Raw genomic sequence first — 17,911 nt, 5'->3', positions numbered from 1 at the left:
TGCTTAGAATACAAAGTTTAAATATCCTTTCTTGGATTTCTCTTTGAAAATACCCTATAATAAGTAAGTGGGCATAGCTGTAATATGATTTTAAAACATCTTCCAAATTATGAAAGGTACACTTTTTTGTAAAAAAAAGAAGATAATTGGCTAAAAATATGGTTTAATAACAGAAGGGTCTTTTTCAATATTATTATAATGTTTATTGTGAATAACGGCACAAGTGACCGTTTGTATATAATAATAAAATTTTCTTATGGATGAAGTTCCTATAGGAAGGGGAGAAAAATAAAGTGGCAAACCATCGTGCTTATTCAGAAGCAGGACTTGACCAAAAACAATCAGAAACAAGTGCATGGAAGGACTTTTTAGCGCTTATAAAGATAGGAATTGTTAATTCAAATTTAATCACTGTTTTTACAGGTGTTTGGTTAGCTATTCAATTTACCGGTACAGGATTTTTAACGAATATTGATACCATTTTACTTACTTTAATAGGATCTGCACTTATTATGGCAGGCTCGTGTGTGTTAAATAATTATATTGATCGTGATATTGATCCGTTAATGGAAAGAACAAAAGCTAGACCTACTGTAACGGGTACAGTAACACCAACTAAAGCGGCAATATTAGGTTTTTCATTTCTAGCATTAGGAACTATTGCTTTACTATTTACGACAATTACTGCTACAGTTATTGCTTTAATTGGAGCTTTTAGTTATGTAGTTGTTTACACGATTTGGTCAAAACGTAAACTAGTATCTAACACCGTAATAGGTAGTTTTTCAGGAGCTGTTCCTCCATTAATCGGGTGGGCTGCAATTGATCCTAGTCTAGACGTAATGGCATGGAGTTTATTCTTAATTATGTTTGTTTGGCAACCACCACATTTTTATGCACTAGCGATTAGAAGAGTAGAAGAATATCGTGCAGCGGGAATTCCGATGCTACCGGTTGTTAAAGGGTTTGAAGTGACCAAAAAACATATTTATTTATGGATTGTAGTATTATTCCCACTACCATTCTTATTGCACACGATTGGAATTCCGTTTCTTATTTTAGCTACTTTGCTAAACATAGGATGGGTAATCACCGGTATATATGCAAGTAAGAAAAAAGACGAATATAAGTGGGCAACAGCAATGTTCGTTTATTCTATTCAGTATTTAACTATACTATTTGTCTCAATGGTTATTTTTACATTAATATAAAGCTCTTTGTAAGTTAGGTATGGGGATGGACGGAAAACAAAAAGGGTAAATATTTATGGAGTGGGGTTTCGAATGAATTTTAATGTACCGATATTACCAACAATTAGTACTGCTTTTATCGTAATTAGTGCCATTTTTGTGGCAATAGGATGGAGTTTAATTAAGAAGGGGAAAATAAAAGAACACCAAAAAGCTATGACTTTTGCAGGGATTTTTGCTGTTTCTTTCTTCATTATTTATGCTTCTAGAACCATTTTTATCGGGAATACATCATTTGGTGGACCTGATGATATTAAAATTTACTATACCATCTTCCTAATTTTTCATATTACTTTGGCTACAGTCGGTGCCGTTTTAGGGATAACGATGCTGTACACTGGATATAAACAAAAATATGCTATACACAGAAAAATAGGACCTACTACTAGCATTATTTGGTTTTTCACTGCTATAACAGGAGTAGCTGTATATATCTTGTTATATGTGATCTACCATGGTGGAGAAACAACCTCTGTTATAAAAGCAATACTAGGATTTTAAAAAACGAAAGCATCTCATATTGAGGTGCTTTTTTATTATACTAGTATAAATTCTTATGAAAATTCTACTTATTCTATTAAATTTTTTTAAATTAAGTTATACTAATTAATAATGATAGCACATATATTAATAGAAATAATGCTAGAGAGGGGGAAATCCTCTGAAAATTTTAATAAGAAGTCTTGTAATCATTGTTATATTAATTGCTGGTGCCCTTTATTTTAGTATTACAGATCAAGGTGATAATCCAGAAATTCTGGTTGATAATGAAGATAATCCAACAGAAGAAGAGAATCTGCAGCAAATAAATCAGGAAAATCAAGGACAACCTGTACCATCAGAAGGGTTAGGAACCTTAATTGGAAAGAGTGTAAGTGAGCTAGAAAGCTTATATGGTAAGCCAGCTAGAGTAGATCCTTCTGCATATGAGTATGAGTGGTGGATATATAATCAAAATATTGCCGACTATTTTCAAGTTGGTGTCTTGGATGATAAAGTAGTGACTGTTTATGCTATTGGATCAAATGTGAACATTTCGCCTTATAAAATTGGACAAGAGGTAGGAGAGATTTATACCACTACACCAATAGAAACAAATATTAGTTTAGATTATGAAAATTCATCTTATCGTTTTGAATTGTCTGAGGATGAAATAAATAATAGACCTTTAATTCAAATGGGTAATTATTATGCACAATTATATTTTGATAAATTTACAGGAACATTGTCAAGTATTCGTTACATGGATAAACGAACATTGCTCCATTTACGCCCATATGAATTAGTTTATAGAGGAGAATTATTAGAGACAGATGAAGCAGTAGAAAAGGATGAAGCTGTTGAGAGAGGGAATGAGCAGCAAATATTAGATATGACTAATGTCTTAAGAAGTAGATTTAATCTAGGAACAGTTGAATGGGATCAACAAACAGCGACTGTTGCCCTTGGTCATAGCCAAGATATGCACGATACAGAGACTTTCTCTCATACATCCGATAAATTTGGAGATTTAGAAGAACGATTAAAAACGGGTGAAGTATTTTATCAAGTGGCTGGAGAGAATATTGCTGCAGGATATGCAGATGCACCAGCTGTTATAGAGGGCTGGTTGAACAGTAAAGGCCATCGTGAATGCTTGCTTAATGAGAAGTTTACTCATCTAGGAGTAGGAGTTTACGATAAGTATTTTACTCAAAATTTTATAGAAAAATGGTGATTAAGTATGGTAAGAAGACCACGACTAGTAATAGACGGTTCTTCCTACCATGCTTTTTTTTAAAATGATATTTAGTGTTCTAGCTTTACTATAATCGTAGGAAAATACCCTATTTGTTTAATCAATAAAAAATGAAGGAAGAAGAATGCACACTTCTGCTATGATGACATACAGTAAATATAGGCATATGTATGGTATCGAGGTGAAAAGGTATGGCTAACAAACAGCTTCATCCTTCTATAGAGGAATTTAAAGCATTTATAAAAGTAAATCCAAAAATTATGAAGGAAGCTAAAAGTGGAAAGGTTACTCTGCAGGAGCTTTATGAGGATTGGTACTTGTTAGGACCAGATGACCCAAGGTGGACAGAATTAGAAGAAGGAAGTACAGGACATAAGCAGGAAGATTCAAAGGATAAGGACAAAGAAGGTACAGAGAATAAATCAGTTTGGATGTCCTCCATTATGGATACGTTGAAAAATATGGATCAAAATCAGTTACAAGGCTATATTGCTAATCTAAATCAGGCATTAGGAACTATTCAAGGTGTAATATCTCAATTTTCAGCAACTAATAATTCTAGTGGAAAATCAGCAGATTCTAATCCGCAAAAACCAACTGGTCCATTTTCGTTCCGAAAAGATTAACTAGGAGGTTTTTTATCATGAGACAGAATGTTAAAGAATACATTTCACAAAGTCAAGAGCTGCAGCAATTCTTAAGAGAGCAACCTTATTGGTATCGGTCTTTAAGTAGAAATCCTAATGAATTAGAAGCCTTTGAGGTTGCTTCCTTGCAATATTATAAAAAAACAATTCCAGATCATGTACAAAAATTCTCCAATGGCGTCCAAATGGCATCTATGATGGTTAGCATGTTTCAAGCAATGAACGCACAGCAATAATACCATAGAAACAAAACAGGAAGCATGAATTCATATTATTAAGATAAATGGTCATACTAACTCCATACTATTAAATGTACTGGAGTGTTTTTCATGAAAAAAATACTTACATTCTGTTTTCCTGTTTTTCTATTGGTAGCTGCTTGTACAAATGATATACCTGATAAAGAAATCGTTCCTAAAAAGAAGTCAGAATCAACATTTTTATCGAATGAAGTAGTACAAGCTTCTATTAATGAGCAAGCGGTGGATATACTTCAAGTTGGCCATGTAGTAAAAGGAAGTAGTGTGTATGTTGAATGTAAAGTGAATGGATATTCATTTCGAGAAAACAAGGAAGGCAAGTCTGTTAAATTAGTACTAGCAATAGATGGAAAGAATAAAAAGGAATATCATACTGCGGCATTTGTTATTCCAGATTTTCCAGCTGGTAAGCATGAACTCACGCTCTCATTAGTATCAGAGGAAGATCAATCCATGTTAAGTAAGAAAACATTTGATGTGTTAATAAAGGAATAAATAGTCTCTCTCCTTTTCTTTCTTTTATATTTCATGTAAAATAAAGAAGGAGGTGACAGATACGTGCTTGCTACAACTGAAATGCTACGAATGGAAGAGGAAGCAGAAATCATTGCACAAATGATTTTAGAATCAGAGGTTGCAGAACAATACCGTATTTGTTTGTCTATTCTACACTCAGATAAGGAAACACAGCGAAAAATACATTCCTTCAATCAGATGAAGGAATTGTATGAAGAAGTACAACGCTTTGGTAAATATCATCCAGAATATAAGAGAGTTATGATGGATATTAGACAGCTGAAACGAGAAATGGACTTAGATGTCAATGTGGCAGAGTTTAAAATAGCTGAAAACGAACTGCAAAAGCTATTAGATGATGTTAGTGTCATTATTGGCCACTCAGTATCTACGTATGTAAAAGTACCAACAGGTAATCCATTTTTTGAATCAGGTTGCTCAACTGGAGGATGTGGAAGCGGAGGAAGCTGTAGTTGTTCTGCATAATATAAGTTAAAAGCAATGGCCAAATGGTTCATTGCTTTTTTTAAAGAGAGTCATTAGCATCATTAGATTTCCTTTTCTAATCTGTTGTACTTATGTTAGAATGATGAAAAAATACGAAACTAAAGGAGCTAAAGAATGCTGGGGCAGAGGCAAGGAATTATTGTTTGGTTATTTTCGCTGAAACAAGCGAAAATGTTAAGAAGGTATGGGAATGTACATTTTATCTCAAAACGATTAAAATACGTAGTTCTATATACAAATCAAAGTGAAGTAGAAAGTTTAATGGAAAAGATACAAGCACATTCATTTGTGAAAAAAGTGGAGCCTTCTTATAAACCTTTTCTCAAGTTAGAATTTGAAAATTCAAAACCAGATAAAGCAAAAGAATATGATTACAAAATGGGAATTTAAATAGAAAAGCAGTATGAGTAATTAGGATTCTAACTATTCATACTGTTTTTGTCTATTTTAGAAAAGGCGAGTTTCATTGTGGAATAAAAAAAACCTACAGGCAAAAACCTGCAGGATCCTTCTATATCCTAAATTAGGAAAGAAGGTAAAGGGAGAGGAGAAACCGGAGGAAGAACTTATGGGGAAACGTAAGTCTTCTCCGCGGTTGGCAACAACATCCTCGAATAGATGTCGTTACTTACATTATCCCCAGCAATGGGTCTCTTATACATAAAAACATAAATTTTCTTTTTGTGGCGTTAAATTCGAAGGTTCATGGAACAATAACGATAAAATGTTGGCTCACTAAATGCTTTATGGTAGGATAGGAAAGGAAATAAAAGTATTTGTTAATAAGATAAGTTGTGGTGATGAAATGAGAGTTGTATCTGGAAAAAATAAAGGTATTTCCTTAAAGGCAGTACCAGGTAATTCTACAAGACCAACTACTGATAAAGTAAAAGAAGCTATTTTTAATATGATTGGTCCTTATTTTCAAGGAGGAGAAGGACTCGACTTGTTTGCTGGTAGTGGCGGACTTGGAATTGAAGCATTAAGTAGAGGCTTGGATCATGTTATTTTCGTAGATAGAGATGGGAAAGCCATACATACTATTAAAAGCAATATAAGTAGTTGTAAGTTAGATGAACAGGCGGAAATTTATCGTAATGATGCGGATCGTGCACTAAAAGCACTTATAAAGAGAGAAAAGAAATTAGATTATATTTTTCTAGACCCACCTTACAAAAAACAACAGTTAGAAAAATTGTTAACCATTATTTCGGAAGAAGGGTTATTAAAGGAAGACGGAATCATCGTTTGTGAACATGGTTCGGAAATTTCTTTACCTGAGACTATTAGTGGTTTTCTTCAAGTAAAGCATGAGAAATATGGAATCATTGGTGTTTCAATTTATTCAACTAATGGAATAATGGAGGATTAATAATGGCGAGTATAGCAGTATGCCCAGGTAGTTTTGATCCTATTACCTATGGACATATCGATATTATTAAGAGAGCAGCCAAGGTATTTGACCATGTATATATTTGTGTATTAAATAATTCAGCAAAAAAGCCCTTTTTTTCTGTAAAAGAAAGACTGTCTCTCATTCAAGAAGTGACGAAAGACATTCATAACGTGTCTGTGTCCTCCTATGAAGGGTTACTTATTGATTATGCAAAAAGTGTCAAAGCCAATGCTATCATTAGAGGATTAAGAGCAGTCTCAGATTTTGAATATGAAATGCAGATTACCTCTATGAACCGTTTGTTATCAGATGAAATCGAAACATTTTTTATCATGACAAATAATCAATATTCCTTCTTAAGCTCAAGTATTGTAAAAGAAGTAAGTAAATATAATGGAGATATCTCAGAACTAGTTCCAAAAGTAGTAAACGATGCCCTAATGGCAAAATTTAAGCAAGAGTAAAAAGACAGCCTATATCCAATAGGCTGTCAGCTTGTAGAAAAAGTATATTAGAAAGATAAAATAGAATTTTTATCCAGATGATTGTAGTGGAAGGGGTGAGACTCCTGTGGGATCTGCGAGACAGCTGAGACCCTGCAGGCGCATGCGCCGAAGCGGCTCAGCGCGAGCCCCACGGAAAGCGAACCCCTGTAAAGGAAATCATCCCCCTATTCAGCAGGGTGTTTAAATATACAGCTTTATATTCTCACTTTACTCCATAGAGGGGTTTCTCGACAGCAGGACAGCCTATATCCAATAGGCTGTCCTTATTAAATTTCACGCCTAAAGGCTAATCTTTTCCATAGTACAATGATATAGATAAAAAGGGAGAGAATGGTGATAACAGGCCCCCACATATTAATGGTTTCAAATGCTTGTTCAAAGAAGCTTTTTTGATTTTCACTAAATCCAGGAATGGCAATGGCAGGTGCATTTTCTTTTAAGAATAATGTATTAAACCAATTCCATGCTAAGAACGTATATACTCCTGCAAAAGTAGCTTGTAGCAATCTTGCAAAAAAGAATGGTTTAAAGCGAATATCTGTTTGGGCAAGAATACTGGCAACCTGTGCTTGCACACTTAAACCACTAAAACCTAAAATAACACTAGTAATGATTGCTTGGTGTAACAAAGAAGTATCAACCTCGCTTGTCAATTTGCTTCCAGTCGTTATTTCAAAAATTCCTGCTATTAAGGGAATGGTTAACTCACCCGTAAAGGTAAAAAACGAAAAAATAGGCTTTAATAATTCCCCAATATAGGATGTAATATTTAAATGAAGCAGAAGTCGATTGATAACAGAAAATAAGATAATAAATCCTCCAATCATTAATAATGATTGAATAGAGGAGGAGACAGCATCGCCCATTAATTTTCCTAGTGGGCGTTTATCTTTTAGTCGAGTATGATGAAGTTCACGGAAAGCTCTTTTAATAGAAGCCTTTTTGGTTTCCTTCTTTGTTACTTTCTCCTCTCTTCCGTAAAATCGCATACATAACCCAACTGTAAAGTTCGCTAAATAATGAGAAAATGCAAGTAAGATGCCGAGTTTAGGATTGTTAAAGAAAGCTGCCGAAACTGCCCCAATAATAAACATTGGATTAGAAGCATTAGAAAAGGATGCAAGTCTCTCTGCTTCAATTCTTGTTAATTGTCCTTCTTGACGCATTCTTGCGGTTAATTTTGCCCCTGTTGGAAATCCAGAAACCATTCCCATTGCCCATACAAACCCACCAACTCCCGGTACTTTAAAGAGCGGCCTCATTACAGGTTCTAACAAAACACCAATAAAACGTACCACACCAAATCCTATTAATACTTCAGACAGAATCAGAAATGGAAGAAGCGAAGGAAACACAATAGTCCACCATGTATTAAGTCCATCCTTAGATGCTTCCACTGCAATTCCTGGGAAAGAAATTAAGGCAAGTACTAAGAGAGAGGCAGACAAGGCTAGAAGTGCCGTCTTCATTTTAGACCGTAACAATATAATTGACTCCCTCCTTTAGAGCAAACAGATAGGCTCTAATTTTATGTAAATGAGGATAGCAAACCATGCTTTTGTACAATGGCTTGTACAGAAAATAATGATATTTAAATATCCCTCTACCAACCAATATACTCATAACATAAAAAAAAAGACCATAGAATTATGTAGATTGAATTTACAAGAAAGAGGTTGGTGAAAATTATGACACGACCAAAAGTTGGTCTTGCTCTAGGGTCAGGTGGTGCAAGAGGGCTAGCTCATATTGGGGTATTAAAAGTGTTAAAAGAAGCAAACATCCCCATTGATTACATAGCTGGTTCTAGTATCGGTGCTATTATTGCTTGTTTGTACGGAGCAGGTTTGGATGTTAATCGTCTTTATACGATATCAAAATTTTTTCAGCGCAAGTATTATTTGGATTTTACAGTACCTAAGATGGGGTTTATTGCTGGAAATAAAGTGAAAGAATTAATTCACTTATTTACATATGGAAGAAATATAGAAGAGTTAGATATTCCTATTTCCATTATTGCGACTGATTTACATTCAGGAGAGAAGGTTGTTTTCAAAAAAGGTCCTATTGCTTCTGCTGTACGTGCAAGTATTTCTATTCCTGGCATATTTGTTCCTGAGAAGATAAATGGAAGATTACTAGTAGATGGTGGAGTAGTAGACAGAGTTCCTGTTTCAGTAGTAAAAGAGATGGGAGCAGATATAGTTATTGGAGTAGACGTTGCTATCACGACAAATCAAATAGAAATAAATAATATCTACGATGTTATGATGCGATCCATTGAGATTATGCAGATGGAATTAGTCCAATCAAAAGGACATGTTACGGATGTTATGCTAAGACCTTCTGTTGGAATGTTTAGTAGCAAAGCATTCGTAGAAGTGGAGAAAATAATAGAGATAGGGGAAGAAGAGGCAAAAAAATACGTGAATGAAATCAAGAAAAAATTTAATTTATAGAAACAGAGCTGAAAAGTATAAAAAGCAAAAATCATTCCTATACTTTTCAGTTGTCCCTTCTTATTCCTTCATGATTGGTGGTTGTTTAAAATCCATCTCGAGTAGGGATTGTTGAGCTGTTATTGGTGCACCTAATGCATATATATGAGAAGCACGGATATCCAATTCAAGTTGATCATGCTGAAAGGAGGATATCTTAGAGAGCATAGGAAGAAGGAAATTTTTTTTATTTTCTTTTAGATAATCTCTTCCTTTTTTTGTCATTCCTAATAATCTGATATATGCTGGTTTCTTGACAGCTTTCATTTCTGCTTTAGTCGTATTTGTTAAGATATGTAAACATACCCTTTGAAGCCTTGTCCATGTATATCTTTTTGTTTTAATAGCGGTTAGAAATGCTTGAAAAGACTGTGCTTCCTTCGCAAATTTTAATAGTCGGTGTTCTAATCCTTCCTCTATTTCAAATATATGAGAAAGCTCCTGTGCTGTCAGCTGGAGGAGTCTGAACTTTAAGTATGGCCAGTAATTTTCCCAAGTATGATAGGTGTGATATGTATCTCTATAGGTTTGTAGAATGGAGTATGTACTCTTCGGTAAATATGGCTGAATAGCCATCATGTTTTTGTGCTTTCCTAACTCTTTTCTAATACTTGTTGCACTAGCTATTGTATCAGATGTGAATACTTCATCATGATAACCAGCTAGTTTGCGCGGAATAGTCAGAACTTCCATCTTATAGTTGCCTTTTTGAACAGCTTTATAATATTCGAATCCAAGTATATTATTTGGAGTTTGAAGATCAAGAGTTTTCACGCTTGTTCTTTTATTTAGTTCTTCTAAAGCAAAAGACCTTGCTTTAGGATAGCTGTAGCCTTTCTTGATATATTGTTTTACAAGGTCATTTTCTTCCTGTTGATGAAGTGCTAGAAATTCATAGGTTTCTTTAAAGTCATTTATATTACCAGATTCACTTCCGAAGCATACATAGTCACAAAGCATGCTATTAAGTAAATCTACTGCTCCAGATGCGAAAACCTCGGCATGTTGTGTAGCGAAAGAATACGGTAATTCAATAACCATATCGATACCAGCTTCTAAAGCCATATTCGTTCTAGCCCATTTAGAAACAATTGCTGGCTCCCCACGCTGTAGAAAGGGACCGCTCATTACAGCTATAACGATATCTGCATTAGATTTTTCTCGTGCCTGTTGCACATGATGTAAATGTCCATTGTGTAGTGGGTTATATTCTACAATAATACCAACAGCTTTCATTGTTATCTCCCTCTTGAAATTTTTTATAGTTATTTAGTGTCAATTCTATACTGTATAAATGAGTTTATCTTAAATGTAGATGATAGAAAAGAGGTAGCTTACAAAAGAAGAAAAGCTATAATAAAATAAAATGATTGCATTTATGTTAATTATGGGTAGAATAGAAAGGAAATTACTATTAAATGAAGGTTGATAAGATATACAGCTTATCATTTACTGTAAAGAAAAAATATTGACAAATAATTATATGACAGCTATAATTACCTTTGTTGCCTTGGGGTGATATATATGAAATGGACGTTAAGCCAGTTACAAAAATATCGAAGTAAGGAAATGCCAATAGATGAAACGGTAAATATGGATGGTATTATGAAAATTGATCCAAACATACGACGTGTTTCGCCTATTCATATAGTTGGGCGTACAGATATTGATTCAACAAAAGTGACCTTTCATTTACAAATTAAGGGCTCACTAGTGTTGCCTTGCTCTCGTACTTTAGTAGACGTGGATTATCCAATTAATGTTGAAACAACAGAAACCTTCCTTTTAAAAGTTTCAGAATATGAAATGAATGAAGAGGAAGTTCATCAAGTAAATGGAGATGTAATTGACCTAGAGCCAGTTATATCGGAAATTCTTTTACTTGAAGTACCAATGCAAGTCTTCTCTGAAGATACAAGAGAAGAGGGTGCTCCTCAATCTGGGAATGATTGGGAAGTAATCCAGGAAGAGGACCAACAGAAAAAAGTAGATCCTCGTTTAGCTGGACTTGCTAAATTTTTTGAAAATGAGTAATGAATGCTCAAAATTTTTTGAGCAGCAAAGAAAAATTTTGATAGGATTAATCCTTTCATTACTTTCTTAATACTCTTTAAGGAGGTGGGAAGAATGGCTGTACCTTTTAGAAGAACATCTAAAACTGCGAAGAGAAAACGTCGCACACATTTTAAATTACAAGTACCTGGTATGGTAGAATGCCCAAACTGTGGTGAAATGAAACTTGCTCACCGCGTTTGTAACGCTTGCGGAACATACAAAGGGAAAGAAGTAGTTAGCAACTAACTCTTCTAAGAAAAAGACACAAGGACTTATTGGTTCCTTGTGTCTTTTTCTTATTCTATAGAGTGTCATTATTATATATAGGAGGATAAGATGATAATTGTTAGTGCATGCTTAGCAGGTCAAAAAGTCCGGTATAATGGTACAGATTGCTTACATAATTGCATCATGGAGCTTATAGAAAAAGGTCGTGCTATCTCTGTATGTCCAGAAATATTAGGGGGATTCCAAACTCCAAGGGAGCCTGCTGAAATTATTGGTGGTGATGGCTACGATGTACATGATGGAAATGCTATTGTTGTAGATAAGAAAAGAAATGACGTTACACAAGCATATCTAGAGGGTGCATATAAGGCCCTTCAAATTGCGCAGGATTGGAATGCCAAGTTAATAGTTTTAAAAGAAAATAGTCCTTCTTGTGGAAGTGGATTTATCTACGCAGGAAGCTTTAATGGCGTGAAAAAAGAAGGAGTAGGTGTTACTACTGCTTTGTTTAGAAGAAAAGGAATAGAGGTTATTTCAGAACATTACATAACAACTGATGTATTAGCAAGATTTTAAACAACCTTTTAATAAGCAATGATATAAATGGACAAAGATTATTCATTTTTTCTTTTTCAAAACAGTAATATTCAGTCTATCTTTTCTAGTAGATGCATATGTATGAATAAAAAACACTAGGAGGGATTTACTGATGTCGACAACTAGACAAGATGCTTGGTCCAATGATGAGGATATATTGCTTGCGGAAATTGTACTACGACATATTAGAGAAGGTGGTACACAGCTTCAAGCATTTGAAGAAGTAGGCAAACTATTATCAAGAACAAGTGCAGCATGTGGGTTTCGTTGGAATTCATATGTGCGTAAACAATATAAATCAGGAATAGAAGTAGCTAAAAAACAGCGTAAGCAAGTAAAGAAGTCTCCTGTTGAAGAACAGCCGCTAGAGAAAAATGTTCAAGTAGAGGCTACTGAAAAGAAAGTAGAGTATGCCGATTTTAATGAGGTTTTGGCATATTTACAAGGCTTACATGCTAAGTCTGTAAAATGGGATAATAATGATGTGGATTCTGCTGTAGTAAAAGAGAAAACAAAAGAATTAGAAGAGAAGTTACTTCTTCTTCAAAAAGAGAATGAGGAGCTACAAAATGAATTAGATACGATCGAGGATGCTTATAAAGCCTTAGTTGATCTCATGGAAAAGGCAAGACAAATGGTGGTCCTGAAAGACTAATTCATGCATGTATGTTAGAAATCAGACTGATAGAAGCTCCATATTTCCTATTACTAAGATTATTCCATATCAGTCTGATTTCTTATTTGAAAAAATAACAAATGTTCCTCCTATTGACTAATTCTTCCGATATTGTACATTCTTTTTTTGAGTGTATCCGCCATATAACCTCCATTTCCTTCCTAACCATAACAATCTTACGCATAATAGCAAACTCCATTTAGAGTCTGTGTTTCCCAAAATACATTAATGTATGACATTTTATAGAAAAATAGGAATCTTTTTTAGATTATCTAAGTTTTTTGTACTAACAATTATTCTGAAAAATGTTAAGATAGTACTAAAATGTTAAGAATTTAAGGAGTTTTAAATGAAGATTGGGATTATTGGTGCAGGTGCTATTGGATTATTATGTGCCTACCAGCTAAATAAAAAGCATGATGTCACTTTATACGTTCGTTCCGAGAATCAGTTTAAAAAAATAACCGAAAACGGTTTATGTTACACCTTTAAAGAAGAGACAACCTGTGTACAAATCAACGTTAAGTACTTTAGTGAATGGTGTGGAAAAGAAGATTGCACGATTGTAGCTGTCAAGCAATACCATCTAGAAGGAATTTTTCATAAAATAAAGCAATTTTCAAATGACATGATGTCTATTATGTTTGTTCAAAATGGAATGAGTCATTTATCAGCTATTAAAGAGTTAGAATTTAGGAATGTGCTAGTTGGAATAGTGGAACACGGAGCATTAAAAGAGAATCTTCACTCAGTTATTCATACGGGAATTGGTTCCACCAAAATGGCTACTATAAAAGGGGAAGAAGGAAGCAATATAGTAAGAGAGCTAATCGAAAGTGATTTATCTGTCTTTCCGTTTATTCATGAACCAAATTATGAGCTATTTATGCAAAAAAAGTTATTTGTAAATAGTATTGTTAATTCCTTAACAAGCATTCTTAAGGTCAAAAATGGAGAATTGTTAAAGAATGAGCAGTATAAAAAATTAGTATCCTTATTGATGGAAGAGATTATTCAAGTTTTAACTCTATCGAAAGAGGAAGCAATTGAATATCGCCATTATTGTTTTCAAATCATAAAAAATACCGCAAATAATAAATCTTCTATGTTAAGAGATCTAGAAGCACATAAAACAACAGAAATTGATGCGATCTTAGGATATATCATAAAAAGAGCTGAAAGTATTCATATGAATGCATCTATCTCCACTTCTTACTATTATATGATTAAAGGAATGGAACAAGGAGAAGAGGGGAGTGGATTGAATTGTTAAATTTCACCTCCAACCTTTTAAGCTTTTTTGTGGTTTTTCCTATATTTATGTTGTTTTTTATATTTGTTATCAGTAAAATGATTACAAAAAAGCAAAGGTTTTCTATTCAGTTGTCTATTGATATTAGTACCATTTTTTTTGTATTTGCTGTTCATTTTATCGTGAAAGAAATCTCAACTATTCATTTATTACCTTATGTCATTATCTTTCTTTTAATAGTAGCTTCCATACTTACCATCGTACAATATAATATAAAGAAAGAAATCAAAGTAAGGAAAATTATAAAAGGTGTTTGGCGTTTAACCTTTCTTCTTTTTTTCCCTTTCTATTTAATAAGTATGGTATATGGGCTTATATCATCGATTATGTCCTCCCTTGGATGAATGATCAGTGATGATAGGCAAACTTATTCTCTTTTACCAGGATAGAGTGCTATACTACTAGGAAGTAGATATTTTACTATCATAAAACATACTAGGGTACAATACATATTAGCAAAAACTTGTATAGCAGAAAGGAAGTACATAAATGGAGATGATAAATCTCTCTTTGCCTGTGGCAAATAAGTTTGTAACAGATTATCTAAACGAAAACCATACATTAGAGGATTTTTTTCATTATTCTTATCTTAATAAACATAGTTACGAGGAAAGAGTAAAAGAATTAAATGCACGTAAATTTATGAGAAATGATGTAGCAGACTATATGGAGAGCTACATGAGTAAATTCCCACAAAGCTCGAAGGTTAAAGCTTCATTAGACAAACTAAGAGAGCCTAACAGTGTGGTTGTGATAGGAGGACAACAAGCAGGTATATTGACAGGGCCATTATATTCTATTCATAAAGTGATTAGTATTATTTTACTTGCAGAGCAAAAGGAAGAAGAATTAGGCATTCCTGTTGTACCTGTTTTTTGGGTAGCTGGTGAGGATCATGACTATTTAGAAATTAATCATATTTACTCTCCAGGAAAAGAAAAAATGAGGAAAATGGTTTTTCCTAAGCATGTAGTCGATAAAAAAATGGCTTCTGATATCACTTTAGATAAAGAAGTCTGTTTAGAGTGGATAGAAGAAGTGGTAGAAAGCTATGGAGAAACAGATCACTCTCATGCTTTATTAGAGCTATTACATACAGCTATTAATCAATCTGACACAATCGTGGACTTCTTTAGTTATCTAACCATGCAGCTATTTAAAGATTTTGGACTACTATTAGTGGATTCAGGCGATAAAGAAATTCGTAAATTAGAAAAGGAAATATTTTTACAACAACTAGATCATTTTGAAGGAATTGCCGAAGCAGTAACTTCTCAGCAGCAGCTAGTAAAAGATAAAGGATATTCGCTTGTTATAGAAATGAGTGAAAATCCAGTTAACCTTTTCTATTATGATGAAATGGAGCAAGAAAGAGAATTGCTTCAATATGATGCTTCCACTAACAAGTTTGTTGGCAAAAATGAAATAGTATTTACGATAGAGGAACTCAAAGAAATTGCTAGCGAGTTTCCACATCGATTAAGCAATAATGTAGTAACAAGACCAATTACACAAGACTTATTATTTCCAACACTTGCCTTTATTGGAGGGCCAGGAGAAATTGCATACTGGGCAGAATTGAAGCAAGCATTTGAATACTTAGATATCAAGATGCCACCAATTATGCCGAGGTTGAATATTACACTTTTAGAAAGAAGTGTAGAAGCAGATATCAACGAATTAGAGTTATCTATAGAAGAGATTCTGATGAAAGGGACATCTGACAGGACAGCCCAATTTTTAGATGCTGTATCCAATAAAAGCATAAATGACCTAATTAGTGAATTACGTGAAACCATTCATGCTACTTATCTAGACCTAGAGCAAGAATTGAATAAGGATTACAAAGGAATGCTTCCGCTATTATCTAAGAATGAAGATTTCTTACTAAATCAATTACAATTCTTAAAAAATAAAATCGATGACTCTACAAAAGAAAAGCATGAAGTGATTGTAAATAAATTTAATCGGATAGAAAGAAATTTAAAGCCTGAGGGTTCTCCGCAAGAAAGAATATGGAATATTACTTATTTCTTAAATAAGTATGGTTTTGACTTCTTAGAAGAAATAATGAAATTACCAATGACCTTTGATGGGACACATAAAGTAATTAAATTATAAGGATGAAAAGGAAAGGCGAGATTTATTTGCCTTTCCTTTTTTGCGTTCTCTTTTCAAAATTTCTAAAAATAGGTGTAGTAAAAATTTCTTTTATTGCAGGAAATATTAAAAATTCATAGAATTTTATTAAATAGTGGAGGAAAGTGGGGGAATGTGGTACATTGAGGGAAGAAGGTGGGGAATGCGGGTATGTTCATGGGAGAATATCATCATAATGTCGATACAAAAGGACGAATTATCGTTCCCGCTAAGTTTCGAGACAATTTAGGTGAAACTTTCATATTAACCCGTGGTTTAGATCGTTGCCTTTTTGGTTACCCATTAAGTGAATGGACCATAATAGAAGAAAAGCTGAAACAATTACCCTTAACGAAAAAAGATGCTAGAGCATTTACTCGTTTTTTCTTCTCAGGAGCTTCAGAATGTGAAGTGGATAAACAAGGACGAATAAATATTGCAGCACCTCTTGTACAATATGCACAATTGGAAAAGGAATGTGTCATATTAGGAGTCTCCAATCGCATTGAAATTTGGGATAAAACAGAATGGCAAAATTATTTTGCGGAATCCGAGGATTCTTTTGCAGAAATTGCAGAAAATATGATTGGATTCGATATTTAATATCCCAAAATACATAAAAGAAAATTATTGACAGGTGGACAACATGTTTAATCATACAACCGTACTTTTAAATGAAGCAGTAGATGCACTTAATATTAAACCAGATGGAATTTATGTAGATTGCACACTAGGTGGTGCAGGACATAGTGAATTGATTCTTTCCAAACTTTCAGCAGGCGGAAGACTAATTGCTTTTGATCAAGATGACGTAGCGATTAAAAATGCTGAACAAAAATTAGCACCATATAAAGAAAACTTAACGATTGTAAAAAGTAATTTTAGATACTTAAAAGAGGAACTTCTAAATCTAGGTATCACACATGTTGATGGAGTTTTATATGATCTTGGTGTTTCTTCTCCTCAATTAGATACACCAGAAAGAGGGTTTAGCTATCATCATGACGCGCCGTTAGATATGCGAATGGATAATGAAGCAGATGTCACCGCATATGAAGTGGTAAATCATTGGAAATATGAGGATTTAGTAAGGATTTTCTTCCGTTATGGAGAAGAGAAGTTCTCGAAACAAATCGCCAGAAAGATTGAAGCTGCTCGAGAGCAACAACCCATTCAATCAACAGCAGAATTAGTAGAATTAATTAAAGAAGGAATTCCTGCACCTGCTAGAAGAAAAGGCGGACATCCGGCTAAGAGAATTTTCCAAGCAATTAGAATTGCTGTAAATGATGAGCTTGGTGTATTTGAGGATTCTTTAGAACAAGCTATCTCCATTTTAAAACCAGGTGGAAGAATTAGTGTTATTACCTTCCATTCACTTGAAGATAGAATTTGTAAATCCACTTTTAAAAAGGCAAGTGACTTGCCGCCATTACCACCAGGATTACCTATTATACCTGATGAATTTAAGCCAGAATTAAAGCTAATAACAAGAAAACCAATAATTCCTTCCGAACAAGAATTAGAAGAAAATAATCGTGCAAGATCTGCAAAGTTAAGAGTAGCTGAAAAAAATAATTAAAAAG

Annotated in this window: 22 protein-coding genes; 20 read left to right on the top strand and 2 right to left on the bottom strand. The window is 33.9% G+C overall.

What is annotated here, in order from left to right; all coding sequences use genetic code 11:
• Window positions 1-293 precede the first annotated feature (293 nt).
• From cyoE to coaD, 10 genes are all read left to right on the top strand, one after another.
• Window positions 294-1,211 carry a heme o synthase gene (gene cyoE, locus F9279_RS10720; RefSeq protein WP_152112818.1) on the top strand — a complete coding sequence of 306 codons (918 nt, stop codon included), beginning with the start codon at window positions 294-296 and terminating at the stop codon, window positions 1,209-1,211.
• Window positions 1,212-1,283: 72 nt separating this feature from the next.
• Window positions 1,284-1,751 carry a DUF420 domain-containing protein gene (locus F9279_RS10715; RefSeq protein WP_152112817.1) on the top strand — a complete coding sequence of 156 codons (468 nt, stop codon included), beginning with the start codon at window positions 1,284-1,286 and terminating at the stop codon, window positions 1,749-1,751.
• A gap of 160 nt (window positions 1,752-1,911) precedes the next feature.
• A complete protein-coding gene (locus F9279_RS10710; protein ID WP_152112815.1) occupies window positions 1,912-2,967 on the top strand; it encodes a CAP domain-containing protein in 1,056 nt (351 codons plus the stop codon).
• 212 nt (window positions 2,968-3,179) lie between these two features.
• Window positions 3,180-3,614, top strand: coding sequence for a YlbD family protein (locus F9279_RS10705; RefSeq protein ID WP_152112813.1), 435 nt, complete (start codon window positions 3,180-3,182; stop codon window positions 3,612-3,614).
• A 17-nt stretch (window positions 3,615-3,631) separates the two neighbouring features.
• A complete protein-coding gene (locus F9279_RS10700) occupies window positions 3,632-3,871 on the top strand; it encodes a YlbE-like family protein (RefSeq protein WP_152112811.1) in 240 nt (79 codons plus the stop codon).
• Between the two features lie 93 nt (window positions 3,872-3,964).
• Window positions 3,965-4,390, top strand: a complete 426-nt coding sequence (locus F9279_RS10695; protein WP_152112809.1) for a hypothetical protein — start codon at window positions 3,965-3,967, stop codon at window positions 4,388-4,390.
• A gap of 63 nt (window positions 4,391-4,453) precedes the next feature.
• A complete protein-coding gene (locus tag F9279_RS10690) occupies window positions 4,454-4,897 on the top strand; it encodes a YlbF family regulator (protein ID WP_152112806.1) in 444 nt (147 codons plus the stop codon).
• Window positions 4,898-5,032: 135 nt separating this feature from the next.
• Window positions 5,033-5,308, top strand: coding sequence for a YlbG family protein (locus F9279_RS10685; protein ID WP_152112804.1), 276 nt, complete (start codon window positions 5,033-5,035; stop codon window positions 5,306-5,308).
• A 415-nt stretch (window positions 5,309-5,723) separates the two neighbouring features.
• The gene (gene rsmD / locus F9279_RS10675) at window positions 5,724-6,290 is read left to right on the top strand and encodes a 16S rRNA (guanine(966)-N(2))-methyltransferase RsmD (protein ID WP_152112800.1); all 567 of its coding nucleotides are present in this window, start codon (window positions 5,724-5,726) and stop codon (window positions 6,288-6,290) included.
• Window positions 6,291-6,292: 2 nt separating this feature from the next.
• Entirely contained in the window at window positions 6,293-6,778 is a 486-nt protein-coding gene (gene coaD, locus F9279_RS10670; RefSeq protein ID WP_152112798.1) for a pantetheine-phosphate adenylyltransferase, read from the top strand.
• Window positions 6,779-7,086: 308 nt separating this feature from the next.
• On the opposite strand, the gene ylbJ is transcribed toward coaD, so the two are convergent.
• Window positions 7,087-8,304 (bottom strand): sporulation integral membrane protein YlbJ, encoded by a 1,218-nt coding sequence (ylbJ, locus tag F9279_RS10665; RefSeq protein WP_152112796.1) that lies wholly within the window; start codon window positions 8,302-8,304, stop codon window positions 7,087-7,089.
• A gap of 204 nt (window positions 8,305-8,508) precedes the next feature.
• Here ylbJ and F9279_RS10660 point away from each other — a divergent pair, with 204 nt between their 5' ends.
• Window positions 8,509-9,279: a patatin-like phospholipase family protein gene (locus F9279_RS10660; protein ID WP_152112794.1), complete on the top strand. Its 771-nt coding sequence runs from the start codon at window positions 8,509-8,511 to the stop codon at window positions 9,277-9,279.
• 60 nt (window positions 9,280-9,339) lie between these two features.
• On the opposite strand, the gene F9279_RS10655 is transcribed toward F9279_RS10660, so the two are convergent.
• Window positions 9,340-10,554 (bottom strand): nucleotidyltransferase, encoded by a 1,215-nt coding sequence (locus F9279_RS10655; protein ID WP_152112792.1) that lies wholly within the window; start codon window positions 10,552-10,554, stop codon window positions 9,340-9,342.
• A gap of 288 nt (window positions 10,555-10,842) precedes the next feature.
• Here F9279_RS10655 and F9279_RS10650 point away from each other — a divergent pair, with 288 nt between their 5' ends.
• The 9 genes from F9279_RS10650 (at window position 10,843) to rsmH (ending at window position 17,907) form a co-directional block, all read left to right on the top strand.
• Window positions 10,843-11,352, top strand: a complete 510-nt coding sequence (locus F9279_RS10650; RefSeq protein WP_152112790.1) for a YceD family protein — start codon at window positions 10,843-10,845, stop codon at window positions 11,350-11,352.
• Between the two features lie 93 nt (window positions 11,353-11,445).
• Window positions 11,446-11,619 (top strand): 50S ribosomal protein L32, encoded by a 174-nt coding sequence (gene rpmF / locus F9279_RS10645; protein ID WP_152112788.1) that lies wholly within the window; start codon window positions 11,446-11,448, stop codon window positions 11,617-11,619.
• 90 nt (window positions 11,620-11,709) lie between these two features.
• Window positions 11,710-12,177 carry a DUF523 domain-containing protein gene (locus F9279_RS10640; RefSeq protein WP_152112786.1) on the top strand — a complete coding sequence of 156 codons (468 nt, stop codon included), beginning with the start codon at window positions 11,710-11,712 and terminating at the stop codon, window positions 12,175-12,177.
• Between the two features lie 133 nt (window positions 12,178-12,310).
• Complete coding sequence (locus tag F9279_RS10635) at window positions 12,311-12,853, top strand: RsfA family transcriptional regulator (protein ID WP_152112784.1); 543 nt, start codon at window positions 12,311-12,313, stop codon at window positions 12,851-12,853.
• 370 nt (window positions 12,854-13,223) lie between these two features.
• Window positions 13,224-14,147, top strand: coding sequence for a 2-dehydropantoate 2-reductase (locus F9279_RS10630; RefSeq protein ID WP_152112782.1), 924 nt, complete (start codon window positions 13,224-13,226; stop codon window positions 14,145-14,147).
• Window positions 14,141-14,530 carry a DUF3397 domain-containing protein gene (locus F9279_RS10625; protein ID WP_152112780.1) on the top strand — a complete coding sequence of 130 codons (390 nt, stop codon included), beginning with the start codon at window positions 14,141-14,143 and terminating at the stop codon, window positions 14,528-14,530. Before F9279_RS10630 ends, F9279_RS10625 begins: the two co-directional genes overlap by 7 nt.
• A gap of 145 nt (window positions 14,531-14,675) precedes the next feature.
• Window positions 14,676-16,307 (top strand): bacillithiol biosynthesis cysteine-adding enzyme BshC, encoded by a 1,632-nt coding sequence (gene bshC, locus F9279_RS10620; protein WP_152112778.1) that lies wholly within the window; start codon window positions 14,676-14,678, stop codon window positions 16,305-16,307.
• A 189-nt stretch (window positions 16,308-16,496) separates the two neighbouring features.
• Window positions 16,497-16,928, top strand: a complete 432-nt coding sequence (mraZ, locus tag F9279_RS10615) for a division/cell wall cluster transcriptional repressor MraZ (RefSeq protein ID WP_152112776.1) — start codon at window positions 16,497-16,499, stop codon at window positions 16,926-16,928.
• 43 nt (window positions 16,929-16,971) lie between these two features.
• On the top strand, window positions 16,972-17,907 hold the full coding sequence (rsmH, locus tag F9279_RS10610) for a 16S rRNA (cytosine(1402)-N(4))-methyltransferase RsmH (RefSeq protein WP_152112774.1): 936 nt from the start codon (window positions 16,972-16,974) through the stop codon (window positions 17,905-17,907).
• The last annotated feature ends 4 nt before the right edge of the window (window positions 17,908-17,911 follow it).

The organism is Bacillus sp. B1-b2, assembly GCF_009183415.1.
In the GTDB taxonomy this organism is placed as follows: domain Bacteria; phylum Bacillota; class Bacilli; order Bacillales; family Cytobacillaceae; genus Niallia.
The sequence above is the reverse complement of the archived record's forward strand: the minus strand, read 5'-3'. Positions and strand labels throughout refer to the sequence as shown.

Bases quoted from the DNA above. Each gene is read 5' to 3' on its own strand.
- F9279_RS10685 (WP_152112804.1), top strand. From the start codon at position 5,033: ATGCTGGGGCAGAGGCAAGGAATTATTGTTTGGTTATTTTCGCTGAAA.
- F9279_RS10705 (WP_152112813.1), top strand. From the start codon at position 3,180: ATGGCTAACAAACAGCTTCATCCTTCTATAGAGGAATTTAAAGCATTT.
- coaD (WP_152112798.1), top strand. From the start codon at position 6,293: ATGGCGAGTATAGCAGTATGCCCAGGTAGTTTTGATCCTATTACCTAT.
- F9279_RS10715 (WP_152112817.1), top strand. From the start codon at position 1,284: ATGAATTTTAATGTACCGATATTACCAACAATTAGTACTGCTTTTATC.
- F9279_RS10635 (WP_152112784.1), top strand. From the start codon at position 12,311: ATGTCGACAACTAGACAAGATGCTTGGTCCAATGATGAGGATATATTG.
- rpmF (WP_152112788.1), top strand. From the start codon at position 11,446: ATGGCTGTACCTTTTAGAAGAACATCTAAAACTGCGAAGAGAAAACGT.
- mraZ (WP_152112776.1), top strand. From the start codon at position 16,497: ATGTTCATGGGAGAATATCATCATAATGTCGATACAAAAGGACGAATT.
- F9279_RS10695 (WP_152112809.1), top strand. From the start codon at position 3,965: ATGAAAAAAATACTTACATTCTGTTTTCCTGTTTTTCTATTGGTAGCT.
- F9279_RS10655 (WP_152112792.1), bottom strand. From the start codon at position 10,554: ATGAAAGCTGTTGGTATTATTGTAGAATATAACCCACTACACAATGGA.
- F9279_RS10650 (WP_152112790.1), top strand. From the start codon at position 10,843: ATGAAATGGACGTTAAGCCAGTTACAAAAATATCGAAGTAAGGAAATG.
- rsmD (WP_152112800.1), top strand. From the start codon at position 5,724: ATGAGAGTTGTATCTGGAAAAAATAAAGGTATTTCCTTAAAGGCAGTA.
- F9279_RS10660 (WP_152112794.1), top strand. From the start codon at position 8,509: ATGACACGACCAAAAGTTGGTCTTGCTCTAGGGTCAGGTGGTGCAAGA.
- F9279_RS10640 (WP_152112786.1), top strand. From the start codon at position 11,710: ATGATAATTGTTAGTGCATGCTTAGCAGGTCAAAAAGTCCGGTATAAT.
- F9279_RS10630 (WP_152112782.1), top strand. From the start codon at position 13,224: ATGAAGATTGGGATTATTGGTGCAGGTGCTATTGGATTATTATGTGCC.
- bshC (WP_152112778.1), top strand. From the start codon at position 14,676: ATGGAGATGATAAATCTCTCTTTGCCTGTGGCAAATAAGTTTGTAACA.
- F9279_RS10700 (WP_152112811.1), top strand. From the start codon at position 3,632: ATGAGACAGAATGTTAAAGAATACATTTCACAAAGTCAAGAGCTGCAG.
- rsmH (WP_152112774.1), top strand. From the start codon at position 16,972: ATGTTTAATCATACAACCGTACTTTTAAATGAAGCAGTAGATGCACTT.